General features: G+C 64.4%; 12 protein-coding genes. 4 read left to right on the top strand and 8 right to left on the bottom strand.

Annotated elements, in window-relative coordinates:
- Window positions 1–229 (top strand): transposase (locus tag J6525_RS44475; protein WP_225649381.1); only part of this gene is annotated, 229 nt, incomplete at its 5' end.
- A 79-nt stretch (window positions 230–308) separates the two neighbouring features.
- Here the strand turns inward: J6525_RS44475 and J6525_RS44470 are convergent.
- Entirely contained in the window at window positions 309–1,289 is a 981-nt protein-coding gene (locus tag J6525_RS44470; RefSeq protein WP_092089988.1) for a LysR family transcriptional regulator, read from the bottom strand.
- A gap of 176 nt (window positions 1,290–1,465) precedes the next feature.
- Here J6525_RS44470 and J6525_RS44465 point away from each other — a divergent pair, with 176 nt between their 5' ends.
- Entirely contained in the window at window positions 1,466–1,942 is a 477-nt protein-coding gene (locus J6525_RS44465) for an MOSC domain-containing protein (RefSeq protein WP_176937239.1), read from the top strand.
- A gap of 129 nt (window positions 1,943–2,071) precedes the next feature.
- On the opposite strand, the gene J6525_RS44460 is transcribed toward J6525_RS44465, so the two are convergent.
- From J6525_RS44460 to J6525_RS44435, 6 genes are all read right to left on the bottom strand, one after another.
- The gene (locus J6525_RS44460; protein WP_225649380.1) at window positions 2,072–2,707 is read right to left on the bottom strand and encodes a pyridoxamine 5'-phosphate oxidase family protein; all 636 of its coding nucleotides are present in this window, start codon (window positions 2,705–2,707) and stop codon (window positions 2,072–2,074) included.
- 82 nt (window positions 2,708–2,789) lie between these two features.
- Window positions 2,790–4,091, bottom strand: coding sequence for an ArgE/DapE family deacylase (locus J6525_RS44455; protein WP_225649379.1), 1,302 nt, complete (start codon window positions 4,089–4,091; stop codon window positions 2,790–2,792).
- Window positions 4,088–5,776 (bottom strand): dipeptide ABC transporter ATP-binding protein, encoded by a 1,689-nt coding sequence (locus J6525_RS44450; protein WP_225649378.1) that lies wholly within the window; start codon window positions 5,774–5,776, stop codon window positions 4,088–4,090. The genes J6525_RS44455 and J6525_RS44450 overlap by 4 nt, the downstream gene beginning before the upstream one ends.
- Window positions 5,773–6,606 carry an ABC transporter permease gene (locus tag J6525_RS44445; RefSeq protein WP_225649377.1) on the bottom strand — a complete coding sequence of 278 codons (834 nt, stop codon included), beginning with the start codon at window positions 6,604–6,606 and terminating at the stop codon, window positions 5,773–5,775. Before J6525_RS44445 ends, J6525_RS44450 begins: the two co-directional genes overlap by 4 nt.
- Window positions 6,606–7,607, bottom strand: a complete 1,002-nt coding sequence (locus J6525_RS44440; protein WP_225649376.1) for an ABC transporter permease — start codon at window positions 7,605–7,607, stop codon at window positions 6,606–6,608. Before J6525_RS44440 ends, J6525_RS44445 begins: the two co-directional genes overlap by 1 nt.
- The gene (locus tag J6525_RS44435; RefSeq protein ID WP_225649375.1) at window positions 7,604–9,181 is read right to left on the bottom strand and encodes an ABC transporter substrate-binding protein; all 1,578 of its coding nucleotides are present in this window, start codon (window positions 9,179–9,181) and stop codon (window positions 7,604–7,606) included. Before J6525_RS44435 ends, J6525_RS44440 begins: the two co-directional genes overlap by 4 nt.
- Before the next feature lie 185 nt (window positions 9,182–9,366).
- On the opposite strand from J6525_RS44435, the gene J6525_RS44430 reads away from it, so the two are divergent.
- The gene (locus J6525_RS44430) at window positions 9,367–10,227 is read left to right on the top strand and encodes an AraC family transcriptional regulator (RefSeq protein WP_028335183.1); all 861 of its coding nucleotides are present in this window, start codon (window positions 9,367–9,369) and stop codon (window positions 10,225–10,227) included.
- A gap of 283 nt (window positions 10,228–10,510) precedes the next feature.
- Here J6525_RS44430 and J6525_RS44425 read toward each other — a convergent pair whose 3' ends face one another.
- Window positions 10,511–11,185, bottom strand: a complete 675-nt coding sequence (locus tag J6525_RS44425) for a Crp/Fnr family transcriptional regulator (protein ID WP_057021095.1) — start codon at window positions 11,183–11,185, stop codon at window positions 10,511–10,513.
- 210 nt (window positions 11,186–11,395) lie between these two features.
- Between J6525_RS44425 and J6525_RS44420 the strand changes: the two genes are divergently transcribed.
- Window positions 11,396–13,352, top strand: a 1,957-nt coding sequence (locus J6525_RS44420; RefSeq protein WP_225649374.1) for an AsmA family protein, incomplete at its 3' end; no start/stop codon positions are given.

The following is a 13,352-nucleotide window of genomic DNA, read 5'->3' as shown; positions in this document are numbered from 1 at the left end:
AGCTGTGCAGCAGCGCCTTGATGCGAACCCACAAGCCATGCGTCAACGTCGAGAAACAGTTGAGCATCCGTTCGGCACGATGAAGGCCCGCATGGGGGCGACACACTTCCTCACCAAAACGGTCCCAAAAGTAGCGGCTGAGATGGCACTCTCGGTCTTGGCCTATAATCTGACACGGGTCATGAACATCGTCGGGACCAAGCCACTGATCGTTGCGATCGCGGCCTGAGACAGGCGCGGTTCCTGTCTTCCGGACCAGCGCCCTTTGAAGCCGTTTTTACACGGCCAAGACCCGAAGCGGACATCGACTAACGCGACTGACGCAAGCGCGGGCGGGCATCCATCTGCTTTGCGACGTCCTCGGCGCACCGGATGAAGCGGTGCACGATCGGACTCAATGAACGGTTCTTCAGGGTGATGATTGACACAGGCCAGGGTCGGGCGGGGAGGTCGACCGGCAGCGCTTTTAGCGAATAGCGTTCGGCGTACAGGTGCAATACCGAGCGCGGCAATGTGGTGATGAAATCCCCCGTCGCGATCAGTTGGGTCCGCATATGCACCGAGAGCGTTCGCATGCTGATGTTGGGCACCTCAAGTCCCTGTGCCGCGAAGGCCTCCGTGACCACCGAGTGATTCCATATCCCTGGCTCGGTCAGGATCCAGCGTTCGTGTACGATGTCGGCAAGTTCAATTTTGCGACGATTGAACCAGCGGTTGTTCGGCCCTGCGGCGACAACAAGCTCGTCCTCGAACAGTGTTCTGACATCGACTTCATCTGGAATCTCCGGCGCGCCAAAATTGCGGTTGCCCCGGGCGATCACGAGGTCGATCTTGCGGTCGAGGAGAAGCGACAGCCGACCGAGATTAATGTGCTCGACGTCAAGAACGGCGCGCGGGTATTGCCGGAAGAACAGATTGGCGATCCGCGGCAACACGGCAGACGAAATGGACTCGGGACAACCGACGCGCACCTCGCCCGTCGTTTGATTGCTGAGGAATGAAATTTCCTCCATTCCATGACGCAACTCGTCGAGGGCCGCGCGGCTCCGTCGGAGGAGAACGTCCCCAAACACCGTGGATGCGACACCACGGGTGCTGCGGTCGAGCAGTCGAACCTGCAGGGCGGCTTCGAGATCCGCAACCATCTGCGATATCGCCGACTGGGTAACGCCGAGCTTCACAGCCGCCTTGGATATACTCCCAGATTGAATCACGGTCGCGAACGCGTGCAGGTCGTGCAGACGTATGCGCCGGCCGATGCGAGCTTCCCAGTTGGAGGCCTTTGCCATCGCCAATCCTAATGTAGGTAGTAGCAAATTCCCTCTTCTGCTTATGACGCCTTCAGGGCAGTTTCAACGCCGAACTCACCCCCGGCGTGGGGATGCGGGACTACCGCGAATGCCACGATGGAACTCGGATGGCCGTCCTTCCGGGGAACATGTGCATCAATCACAGGAGGTTGGCCATGGCGTGCGTTGTTGGTCTGTTTGTCGCCTCCGCCATTGGACAGCCCATGCAGACGTGCACCTCAGCGCGGGTTTTTGCCGGTCGCGGGCTGGAAGGGGATCGATACGAACGTGGTGAGGGCTCTTACTCGAAATTGCCGCGCGTGGCAGCACGCCATGTTTCCCTGATCGCCTGCGAAGCCATCGAGGCCGCAAATAGAGAGTTGGTCCAGCGCGGTCTCATTCCCTTCGAAGTGAATGAAACGCGACGTAACATCGTCGTCGACGGTATCGACGTCTATGGATTGCTGGGCAAGGAATTCCGCATCGGCGCCGTGCGCCTGCGCGGCTCCGAACCGACAAGGCCATGCCATCTCCCGTCCGCAGTCACTGGCAAGATGGGATTTGCGGAGGCTTATCGCGATCGAGGCGGCGTGCGGGCCGAGGTTCTCTCGGATGGAATTATTTCGATCGGCGACCTCATTCAAACGGATTGATGGAGCGGGTCTGCTCCTGGGCCTTAGCCAATATGACCAAGCACGCCTCTCTTGTCCGCTTCTGACGGCAATGCGGACGCCGTTGGGGAGGATGGACTTATAGGTACACATCCTTAGCCTCGTCGCGCTCTAATACAGCCGCGTCCGATAGGCCTCTTCCATCGCCTTCTCGGCGACCTCGACCTCGATCGCGGCGGTCTGCTCGGCGATGATTCGGCCGAGCGTCGGAAAGCTGTGGCGCTCGACCTGCGCGGCGGGATTCCAGAGCTTCGAGCGCATCAGCGCCTTGCCGCAGTGGAAGTAGGTCTCGTCGACATGCACCTTGAGCCCGATGATCGGCGTGACGTTCTGCACCGTCAGCGGCGTCAACAGATCGACCTCCTGCGAGATCTCGGCGCGCCCGTTGACGCGCAGCGTCTCGTTGATGCCGGGCACCATGAAGATCAGCCCGATCCCGGGTGACGCGATGATATTGCCGAACGTATCGACCCGGTTGTTGCCGCGCCGATCCGGGATCAGCAGCGTCTTGTCGTCGAGCACGGAGACGAAGCCCGGCGCATCGCCGCGCGGGCTGGCGTCGGCATGACCTTTGCCGTCGCTGGAGGCGATGACGAGGAACGGCGACAGCGCGATGAAGTCGCGGCAGAACCTGTCGAGATGGTAGAGCACCTTTTTCTCGGCGAGCGGGCTCAATTGCCCGAAATGCGCACGAAGATCCTCCTGCGATTTGACCGGCGGCTTGCCGCCCGCACTCTGGTCACCCATAGCGAACCTCCCGTTTGGTCTGTCTCAATTCGTTGAGCATGATCTTGTCGGAAAATCGCTTCGCACTTTTCCGGATCATGCTCTATACCGCGTCGATGCCGCACCAGCTCGCGACGAAGAGGGTGTAGGCCTTGGTCACCTTCTTCAGCGAATCGAGCTGGACCCGTTCATTGAAGCCGTGCGCGTTCTCCATCCTGGCGCCGAAGCAGAATGCGGGAACACCATAATCCAGGCCATAGAAGCGCGCATCCGTCAGCGCGGTCGAGGGAAAATCCGTCAGCTTGCGCCCGAACACATGCTCGTAGACCGAGCCGAGGACCGCCTCGCTCTCCTGCACCTCGGTCGCTTCATAGCCCGGCGACAGGAAGCCGGACCAGACGATCTCTGGCGGATTGTTGGCGAGGAACGGATGGGCCCTGGCAGCCTTGGTCACGCACTCGACGATCTCGGCCTGGCAGTCGGCGATTTTCCATCCCGGCAGGATGCCGATCCGGCAATCGACGTCGCACCACGCCGGCACGCTGGAGGCCCAATCGCCGCCCTTGATGATGCCGGGATTGAAGTTGAGCGGGTGATGCACCGCGCCGAAATAGCGATGCGACTTGGCACGCTCGTTCCACTCCGCCTCGAGCGCGTCGAGATGGCCGATCAGGTGATAGGCGGCGCGGATGGCGTTGGAGCCGGTGCCGGCGCGCGCGACATGGACCGGGATTCCGCGAACCCTGAGGCGAAACCAGATCACGCCGACCTGGGCGCGCATCAGCCGTTCCTCGGTCGGCTCCGGCAGCAGGCAGGCATCGGCACGGTAACCTCGCTGCAACGTCGAGAGCGCGCCGAGACCGGTGCTCTCCTCCTCGATCACGGATTGCAGATGGATGCGGCCCTTCGGCGCAAAGCCCGCGGCCTTCACCGCATCGAGCGCGTAGAGCGCGGCAATGGTGCCCGACTTCATGTCGCCGGTGCCGCGGCCATAGAGCCAACCGTCCTCGACCACCGGCTGGAACGGCGGCCGCTCCCACATCTCGAGCGGCCCGACCGGTACCACGTCGCAATGCCCCTGAAGGATCAGCGAACGTCCCTCCTCGCGCGCCGGCCGATAGGTGCCGACGACGGTCCGCGCGCGGGAGAAATCGGTCTCGACCGGCCCGTAGCCGGGCAGCGTCTTCAGCTCGTCCTGATTGATGACCCAGTCGTCGACCTCATAGCCGCGCTCGCGCAGCAGCTTCGCGAACATGTCCTGGCACGGACCTTCCTGGCCGCGCGTGCTGGGAATCGACGAGAAGGCGATCGTGGTCGCGAGTTGCTGCTCGAAGGCGGCGTCGACAGCCGCCTCGATGCGCTCGCGCGCGCCGGCCGGAAGGGGAACTGAACGGCTGTCGGTCATGAATTGATCCTTGCTGTGGGGCGTGCATCGGCCGCGGCCGCAGAGCCCGGCTGGTCGAAGAAATCGCGCCCGGGAATCGCGTCGAGCAGATCGCGAGTGTAGGCCTGGCGCGGCGCGGTGAACACTTCGGCGGTGGTGCCTTCCTCCACGATACGCCCCTTCTGCAGGACGATGACGCGGTCGGCGATCTCGGCGGCGATCCGCAAATCGTGCGTGATGAAGATCATCGCAAGCCGCATCTCCTGGCGCAGCTCGGCGAGCAGCGCCAGCACCTGGGCCTGCACCGAGACATCCAGCGCCGACACCGCCTCATCGGCGATCAGAACCCGCGGCTTCAACGCCAGCGCCCGCGCGATGCAGATGCGCTGGCGCTGGCCGCCCGAGAACTCGTGCGGATAGCGATCGGCGGCGGTCGCCGACAGGCCGACCCGCACCAGGAGCTTGTTCGCCTGCGCCATCGCCTCGGCCCGCGACGTGCCATAGGCCATCGGTCCGCGCGCGATGGCATCGCCGACCTTCTGGCGCGGATCGAGACTGGCAAACGGATCCTGGAACACGATCTGGAGCCGGCGCCGCGCCTGGCGCAACGCCTCGCCGCGCAGCTGCCGGAAATCCGCGCCGCCAAAGCGGATGGCGCCGGCATCAGGTTCGGTGAGCCGCATGATCATGCGCCCGAGCGTCGACTTGCCGGAGCCGGATTCACCGACCACCGCAAGCGTCTCGCCCTCGTGCAGCGTCAGCGAGACGCCATCAGCGGCGATCACCTCGCGTGGCGGCTGCAGCCAGCCGCGCTTGACCCGAAAGGTCTTTTGCAGGCCGATGACCTCGAGCAGCGGCTCGGGACGCAGGATGGCCTCGTGGATGTCGGCAAGGCGCGCCTTTGGAACCGCGTCGATCAGTTCGCGCGTGTAGGCGGCTTGCGGATTGCGAAGCACCGCGCTGGCGGTGCCCTGTTCGACCACCTTGCCATGGCGCAGCACCACGACGCGGTCGGCAACGTCGGCGACAACGCCGAAATCATGGGTGATCAGCAGCACGCCCATGCCGCGCTCGCGCCGGAGATCGTCGATCAGGCGCAGGATCTGGCGCTGGGTCGTGACATCGAGCGCGGTGGTCGGCTCGTCCGCGATCAGGAGCGCGGGACGATTGGCCATCGCCATCGCGATCATCACGCGCTGGCGCTGGCCGCCGGAAAGCTCGAACGGGTAGCTCTTTTCGAGAAGCTGCGGATTCGGCAGCCCGACCTGGGTCAGCAGCGTCAGCACCCGCTCGCGGAGTTCGGTCGCCGAGGGCGCAGGCCGCTGGTGCGCCAGGATCATCTCCTCGATCTGCCTGCCGACGCGCTTCAGCGGATTGAGCGAAGACAACGGCTCCTGAAAGATCATCGCGGCGTTGCCGCCGCGCAGCTTGCGGAGAGCGCGGCCGTCGAGCTTCGACGGATCCTGCCCTGCGACCGCCACGGCGCCGGACGCGATGTCGACGCCCCGCGGCAACAGCGACAGCACCGCATGCGCGATCATCGACTTGCCGGAGCCGGACTCGCCGACCAGGCAAACCACTTCGTTTGGCTTGATCTCAAAGGAGACGTTCTCGACCGCGAAGGGCCGATCACCGCCCTTGGGGAGCGCGATCGAGAGACCATCGACGGCAAGAACAGGCGCACCGGACTGCATGGCTTCGCTCATGAGCGGCGCCTCGAGACGCGCGGGTTGAGGACATCAGACAGTCCCTCGCCGAACAGGTTGATCGCCAGCACGGTGACGAGGATGGCGAGGCCGGGAAACACGCTCATCCACCACGCGTTCCGGATCACGGTGCGGCCCGCGCCGATCATGAAGCCCCACGACATCAGATTGGGATCGCCGAGCCCCATGAAGGACAGCGCGCTTTCCAGCAGGATCGCAGTGGCAACCGTCAGCGACGTCACCACCAGGATCGGCGAGATCGCGTTCGGCAGGATATGGCCGAGCACGATGCGCCAGGTGCCTTCGCCCTGGCACAGCGCGGCCTCGACGAATTCGCGGTGCCGCAGACGGAGGAATTCGGCGCGCGTGAGCCGCGCCAGCGGCGGCCAGCTCACCGCGCCGATGGTCAGGATGATCGTGAGCAGCGACGGATTGAAGGTCGCGACCAGCAGGATGGCCAGCACGAAGGCTGGAATGGTCTGGAACAATTCCGTCATCCGCATCAGCACCAGATCGACCTTGCCGCCGAAATAGCCTGAGATCGCGCCGATCGCGACGCCGATCGCCATCGCCGCGAGCGCCGAGGCGATGCCGATCAGGAGCGACACGCGTGCGCCATTGGCGACGCCGGCGGCGACGTCGCGGCCGAGCGTATCGCCGCCGAGCCATAATCCGTCCTCGCCGGGCGGCGTGAACGGCGCGCCGACCATCTCCCAGGGCGAGACCGGAAACGCGATCGGCGCAACGATCGCGACGACAACAACGACGAGCAGCAGGACGAGGCCGATCATTCCGCTCGGATGACGCAGGAAGGCGCGCACCGTGTCCATCACGCCGCTCCCGTGGTCATGCGGGGATCAATCAACCGGTAGACCAGGTCGGTGAGCAGGTTGAGCGCGATCACGACGATCGAGAGGATCAGAAAGATGCCGAGCAGGACCGGATAGTCGCGCTGCAACAGTGCCTCGAAGGTCAAGCGGCCAAGGCCCGGCCAGGCAAACACCGTCTCGATCACCACGGCGCCGCCGACCAGCGCGCCGGCCTGCATGCCGGCGACGGTGACGACCGGCACCAGCGCATTGCGCAACATGTGGCCGACCACGATGCGCGTTCCGGACAAGCCCTTGGCGCGCGCGGTCTTGATGAAATCCTGCTGCGCGACCTCGATGATCGAGGATCGCATCAGCCGGGCATAGATCGCCAGATAGATCGCCGCCAGCGACGTGACCGGCATGATCATGTGTTTCATGATGTCGAGCGCATGCTCGACCGGCGAGAGCTGGACGTTGATGGTCTCGTAGCCGAACGGCGGCAGCCAGCCGAGCGTCACCGAGAACACCAGCACCAGCATCAGGCCGAGCCAGAATACCGGCGTCGCGTAGAGCACGAGCGAGAGCACGGTGAACACCGTGTCGAGCACGCTGCCGGCCGCGAGCCCGGCCAGCGCGCCGAGCGCGGTGCCGATCAGGAGCGCGAGACAGAACGCCGTGACCGTCAGCAGCAGCGTCGCCGGAAGGCGTTCGAGGATCAGATCGACGACCGGACGGCGCTGGCGATAGGAATAGCCGAGATCGAGCCTCACGACGCGGCCGAGGTGGCTCACGAGCTGCACGAAATACGGCTTGTCGAGGCCATATTCCTTGCGCAGGTCGTCGAGCAGTTTTGGATCGGACGCGCCGGATTGCCCGGCCATGACCTGGGCCGGATCGCCGGGCGCGGCGCGCACCAGCACGAAGTTGAACGTCGCGATGACGAGGATCACGGCGACGAGTTGGGCGATGCGGCTGACCGCCTGAAGTCCGATCGTCGCGGCGCTGCCGAGCCGGGTCACGATTTGTAGACCGACCCGAAGGTTTCGTGCGAGCCGATGCCCGTCGTCACGATGTTCTTGAACGCCTTGTCGTAGATGATGGGATATTCGATCTCGAGCGTCCAGGCCACCGGCACATCCTCGACCAGGATCTGCTGGACCTTGCTGTAGAGCTCCTGGCGCTTGGCCTCGTCGAGCGTCACCGCGGCCTCCTCGAACAATTTGTCGACTTCGGGATTCGAGTAGCCCTGCGTGTTGGAGAACAGGATGCCCTTCTTGATGTTCGACGAAATATAGGTGCGGGCGACGCCCAGTGCGGGATCGCCGAGCTGGTAGAGCAGATTCTGGGTCATCTCATAATCCCAGTTGCCGACCTTCTCGGCCCATCCGGCCATGTCGGTGCCGACAAGCACGAGATCGATGCCGACCCGCGCGAAGCTCTGGCGGAAGAATTCGCCGGCCCGCTGATAGGACTCGCCATAGGGCGGCACGATATACTTGATCTCGGCGCGCTTGCCGTTGGCGCCAGGCTTCAGTCCCATGTCGTCGAGCAGGGCCTTGGCCTTGTCGACCGAAAACTCGTAGCGCTTGACGTTCGGATCGTAGAATCGCGTCTTCGACGAGATCGGTCCGGTCGCCACCTTGGCATTGCCGAAATAGACCCGCTTGCTGAACGCCTCGCGATCGATCAGGTGCATCACCGCCTGCCGGAACCGCTTGTCGTTCATCGGCGCGATGCGGTTGTTCATTTCGAGCCACTGATGCGGCGCGAAATACTCGTAGCCCTTGGTGGTGAATTCGAGATTCTTCTGCGCCTTGAAGCGCTGCACGTCATAGAACTCGACGTCGGACCATTGCACGAGCTGCACCGTGCCGTTCTCGAGCGCCAGCGCGCGCGAGGCCGCATCCGGAATCACGCGGTAGACGATCTCGTCGAGATAGGGCTGGTCCTTCTGATAGTAGCCGTCATGGCGGACGAGATGAACATGCGAGCCGCGCACCCACTCCTTCAGCTTGAAGGGGCCGGTGCCGATCGCCTTGTCGTTCTCCGGGTTCTTGCGGTAGTCGGTGCCGTCATAGATATGCTTGGGCACGATCGGCGCGGACGTGCAATCGAAGCAGCCGATGAAGGGCGCGAACGGCTGCTTCAATTTGAACACGACGGTGAGCGGATCGGGCGCCTCCGCCGACGCCACGCGGGCGAAGTTTTGCCGTGCGCGCGGATGCGTCTCCACCAGCAGCTTCATGCAGCTGAAGACCACGTCCTCCGAGGTCATCGGCTTGCCGTCGTGGAAGGTGATGCCCGGAAACAGCTTGAACGTATAGGTCAGACCGTCGGGCGAAATCTCCCAGGACTGCGCCATGCCTGGCATCGGCTTGAGATCGGCGCCGTATTTCAGCAGGCCTTCGTAAATCTTGCCGCCGAGCGTCAAGGTCGGCTGCTGCTGGTTCAGCGCGGTCACCAGGACCGGCGGCTCGGGCTGGATGATGGTGTTGAGCGTCCCACCGCGGGTCTGGCCCGCCGCCCGCGTGATGCCGAACGGGATGCCTGCACCGCAGGCCAGCATTGCCTTGGTGAATTCGCGTCTGTTCATCGGACCTCTCCGTCTCCACGCTCTCACATTCGATTTCGGCGAATGCCGCGGGGTGAGGCATTGTTGCCAAACGCCATATCCCGCGCTACCTGAAGGGGGACAACAACCATCGCGATCGGGCCAAGTGGCCCGGAAGATGCATGAGCACCCTGCGAAAACGACGATCGATCAGGAGCTCACGACACTTGAAAGTCGCAGCGCGACGAAATGACACCACCGGCTTGCGCGTTTGCCGCAAGCAATCGGGTCCCGCAGCCGCCGCGCACTATGCCGGACAGCTGCAACAGGTCGAACGGCCGCTCGCGGCGATGGCGGCCTCCTATCCGAACGAAAGCACCAGCGCGCGGCACGCGCACCGACGCGATCAATTCATCCTGCAGACCGCGGGCGTGACCTCGATGATGACCGAGCGCGGCCATTTCGTCGTGCCGCCCGGCCACGGCCTGTGGATTCCGGCCGGCGTCGCGCACCAGTCGCGGGCATGGGGCGAGGTCGAGATCCAGACCATCTATGTCACGCCTGACCGCATCAGGAATGCTCCGGCGACATGCCGCCTGATCAAAGTCTCCGCGCTGGTCGAGGCGTTGATGGAAGAAGCGGTGCACATGCCGACCCGTTACGATCCGGAAGGGCGCGACGGCAGGCTGGTCGATTTCCTGCTCGACGAGATCGGCAGGATGCCGGAAGTGTCGCTGCATGTGCAGGTGCCGCCCGATCCGCGGCTCGCCGCGATCTGCGAGGCCGTGCTGGTCGATCCGAGTTCCGATCTCACGCTCGACGAATGGGCCGATCGCTGTCAGCTCAGCCGGCGGACGTTGACGCGTCTGTTCCGGCGCGAGACCGGCCAGAGCTTTGCGGCCTGGCGCCAGCGGGTGCGGCTGCTCGAAGCGCTGGCGCGGCTCGGCGCCGGCGAGGCCGTCACCTGCGTTGCGCTCGACGTCGGCTATGAAAGTCCGAGCGCTTTCGCCGCGATGTTCAAGCGCGAGCTCGGCGCCGCGCCGCGCCAGTATCTGCGCTGGGCCGATCCCGAAGTGGTGATGCGGTAGGACCTTCGTGTCACGCATCTATCGAAATGCAAAACCCCTGCGATCAACGGGAGAGACCGCAGGGGTTTGCAGGTGGATGGCGTGAGGCCAGCAAGGCTGGGTGTCACCCCAAGGACCGGCGGCCGGATGAAAGCGGTACCGGCCTCATCATGCAAGCACGTCTTTTAGGCAGGAGTGCGTCAACATCCGCAAGCAAAGCACGCGAGAGGATTGAATCTTCCCGCGCGCGTTGCATGCAGTCCGCCTTAGAGGGTTTTCGAGCGAAGTCAGAGCCGAAAATGCGCTAGTCGTTGCGGGCGACCGCCGTCAGCTTGGTCATGTTGTGCAGCATGATCCGGCCGCGCTGCAGGTCGACGATGCCGTCCTTGCGCCAGGTCTGCAGCTGCCGGTTGACGCTTTCGCGCGCGGCGCCGACGAAGATGCCGAGCTGTTCCTGCGAGATGTGCACCTCGGAACCGAAATCCTCGGCCAGCGCGCACAGCCGCCGTGCGAGGCGAACCGGCAATGGCTGCAGCACGGATTCTTCCATCCGCTCGCTCTGCCAGCGGATACGCTGGCACAGCAACTCGATCAGCCTGACCGCAACCTTCGGCTCGCGCTCGAGGAAGCCGAGGAAATCCTGCCGCCGCAACACGAATAATTCGCTGGGCTCGCCCGCGGTCGCATCCGCGGTGCGGTCCTGACCGTCGAGCACGGCGACTTCGCCGAACAGGTCGCCGGATCCCATGAAGTTGAGTGTGAGCCGGCTGCCGTCGGAAGCACCGGTCTCGATCCGAATCTGGCCGCGGCGGACCCCAAACAGGGCATCGCCGGGATCGCCTTTCTGGAACAGCACCTCACCGGTCGCGAGCTGCTGGGTGTGGCAGAGGCCGGAAAGCCGCTGCAACTCGTCCGCACCGAGATCGGCGAACATCGGATTCATCTTCAGAATGACCGCAAATTCGGCCTGTTTGCTCATTGTACTGCCTTCCAAATCCTTCCGAGCAGTCCCCTGACGCCCGGTTAGCAAAAATCACCCTCATAAGAGTGTGGGAGAGGTCACATAAGTTCATGCGGTAACGGATTATTTTTCCGGTCATTGGAGCCAGATCCCGCTTGCGGGATAAACTCGTGTGATCGGCCGTGACTTTCTGCAACGGAACCCCGCTTGCCGGCCTGGAACAACGACATGAGAGCACTGAAATTCGCCGGGGCCGCCATCGCTGCCGTGATCGTGATCATCGCATTGGTGGCCGTGGTCGGGATCCCGTCCTCGTTCCTCACATCGACCATCACCGATCGGGTCGAGCGCGAGACCGGCTACAAGCTCACCATCAATGGCGGCGCCAAGATCGGCCTCTGGCCGAAGATCAATCTGACGCTGAGCGACGTCGTGTTGCAGGACCCGCGCGGGCGCGACGTCAACAACCGGTTCGCGGCAAGCAGCGTCGAGACCGAGATGACGCTGTCGAGCCTGTGGTCGGGCCGGCCCGACATCACCGACCTTGCGATCGTCAAGCCGGTGATCAACCTGCCGCTGCAGCGCGAGCGCACCCGCGACCACAATCCGCCGGCGAAATCCTCCGCGTCCGATGGCAGCGGCATCACGATCCGGCATGTCAGCGTCAGCGGCGGCACCATCGTCTTCGCCAATGTGCGCGACCGGATCGAGAGCCGGATCGAGACGCTCAATGCGGACGCGACCATCGGCGACGACCGCAAGATCGTCGTCACGGGTGACGCACGCGCCGGCGACAAGCCGCTGAAATTCGAGATCCGCGCCACCGCGCCGCAAGCACCGCTGGAGCGTCAGAGCGTGCCGGCCGAATTCAGCATCGATGCACCCGGCCTGTTGCCCGCGGCGATCAAGGCGAATGCGGAAGCGCGGCTGAACGGCACGGTGGTGATGTTCAACGGCGTGTCCGGCACGCTCGGCGATGGCGGCTTCACCGGCTGGGCGTCGGTCGATTTCGCCAGCAACAAGCCGCTGGTGAAGCTCGATCTCGACTTCCAGCGCATTGCGATCGCGATGCCGCCGGGCCAGTCCGGCTCCACGCAGCCACTCGGCACCAACACCTGGAGCAACGCGCCGGTCGATCTTGCCGGGCTCAACTATGTCGACGCGCAGGCGCGCATCTCGGCGGCGGAGCTTGTGATCGGCGACGGCCGCTTCACGCAGGCGGCAGTCGATGCGTCCATCGACAGCGGCGTGCTGAAGGGCCGGTTCGCCAATCTCGGCGCCTATGAGGGCACCGCCGATGGCGACGTCACCATCGACGCGCGAGCTACGAATCCAACCTACGCGCTGCGGCTCGACCTCGCCGGCGTGCGCGCGCTGCCGGTGCTGAAGAACCTTGCCGAGTTCGACAAGCTCGATGGCAAGATGCAGGCCAAGATCGCGCTGACCTCGCAAGGCGGCAGCGAGCGCGCCATCGTCGGCAATCTCGCCGGCACCGCCTTCGTCGTGTTCCAGGACGGCAAGATCCTCGGCCTCAACCTGGCGCAGATGATCCGCAACCTCACCACCAGCACCTTGTCGGGCTGGCAGGAGAGCCAGGAATTGTCGACCGATCTCAGCCAGCTCTCGGCCTCGTTCAAGGTCGACAAGGGCCAGGCCGTCACCACCGACCTCAATCTGATCGGTCCGCTGGTGAAGATGACCGGGGTCGGCACGATCGACCTCAACACCCGCCAGATCGGGTTCCGCGTCGAGCCGCAGCTCGTGATGACCACCGAAGGCCAGGGCCGCGCCGGCAATCCGGTCGGCCTCGGCATCCCCGTGATGGTCGAGGGACCCTGGGTATCGCCGCGGATTTATCCGGAGATGCAGGGCATCCTCGACAATCCGCAGGCGGCCTATGGCAAGCTCAAGGAGATGGGCAAGGGCCTGTTCGGGGCGAATGGCCAGGGGCTGAGTGAAGGCCTCAACGGGCTGACCAACCTGCTCAACGGCGTGCAGGGCGGCGCGCAGCCCGGCAGCAGCGGCCAGGGCGGCGGCGCCGGCCAGAGCAACCCGCTCGGCGGGCAGCTTGGCGACACCATCGGCAATTTGCTGCAGCAAGGCCTTTCCACCCTCAACCAGAGCAACGCATCGCGCCCGAGCCGCGACCTGAGCCAGCCCGCGCCGCCGGCCCCCGACCAGGCCC

It is taken from the genome of Bradyrhizobium australafricanum (genome assembly GCF_020329495.1).
Classification (GTDB): Bacteria; Pseudomonadota; Alphaproteobacteria; order Rhizobiales; family Xanthobacteraceae; genus Bradyrhizobium; species Bradyrhizobium australafricanum.
The sequence above is the reverse complement of the archived record's forward strand: the minus strand, read 5'-3'. Positions and strand labels throughout refer to the sequence as shown.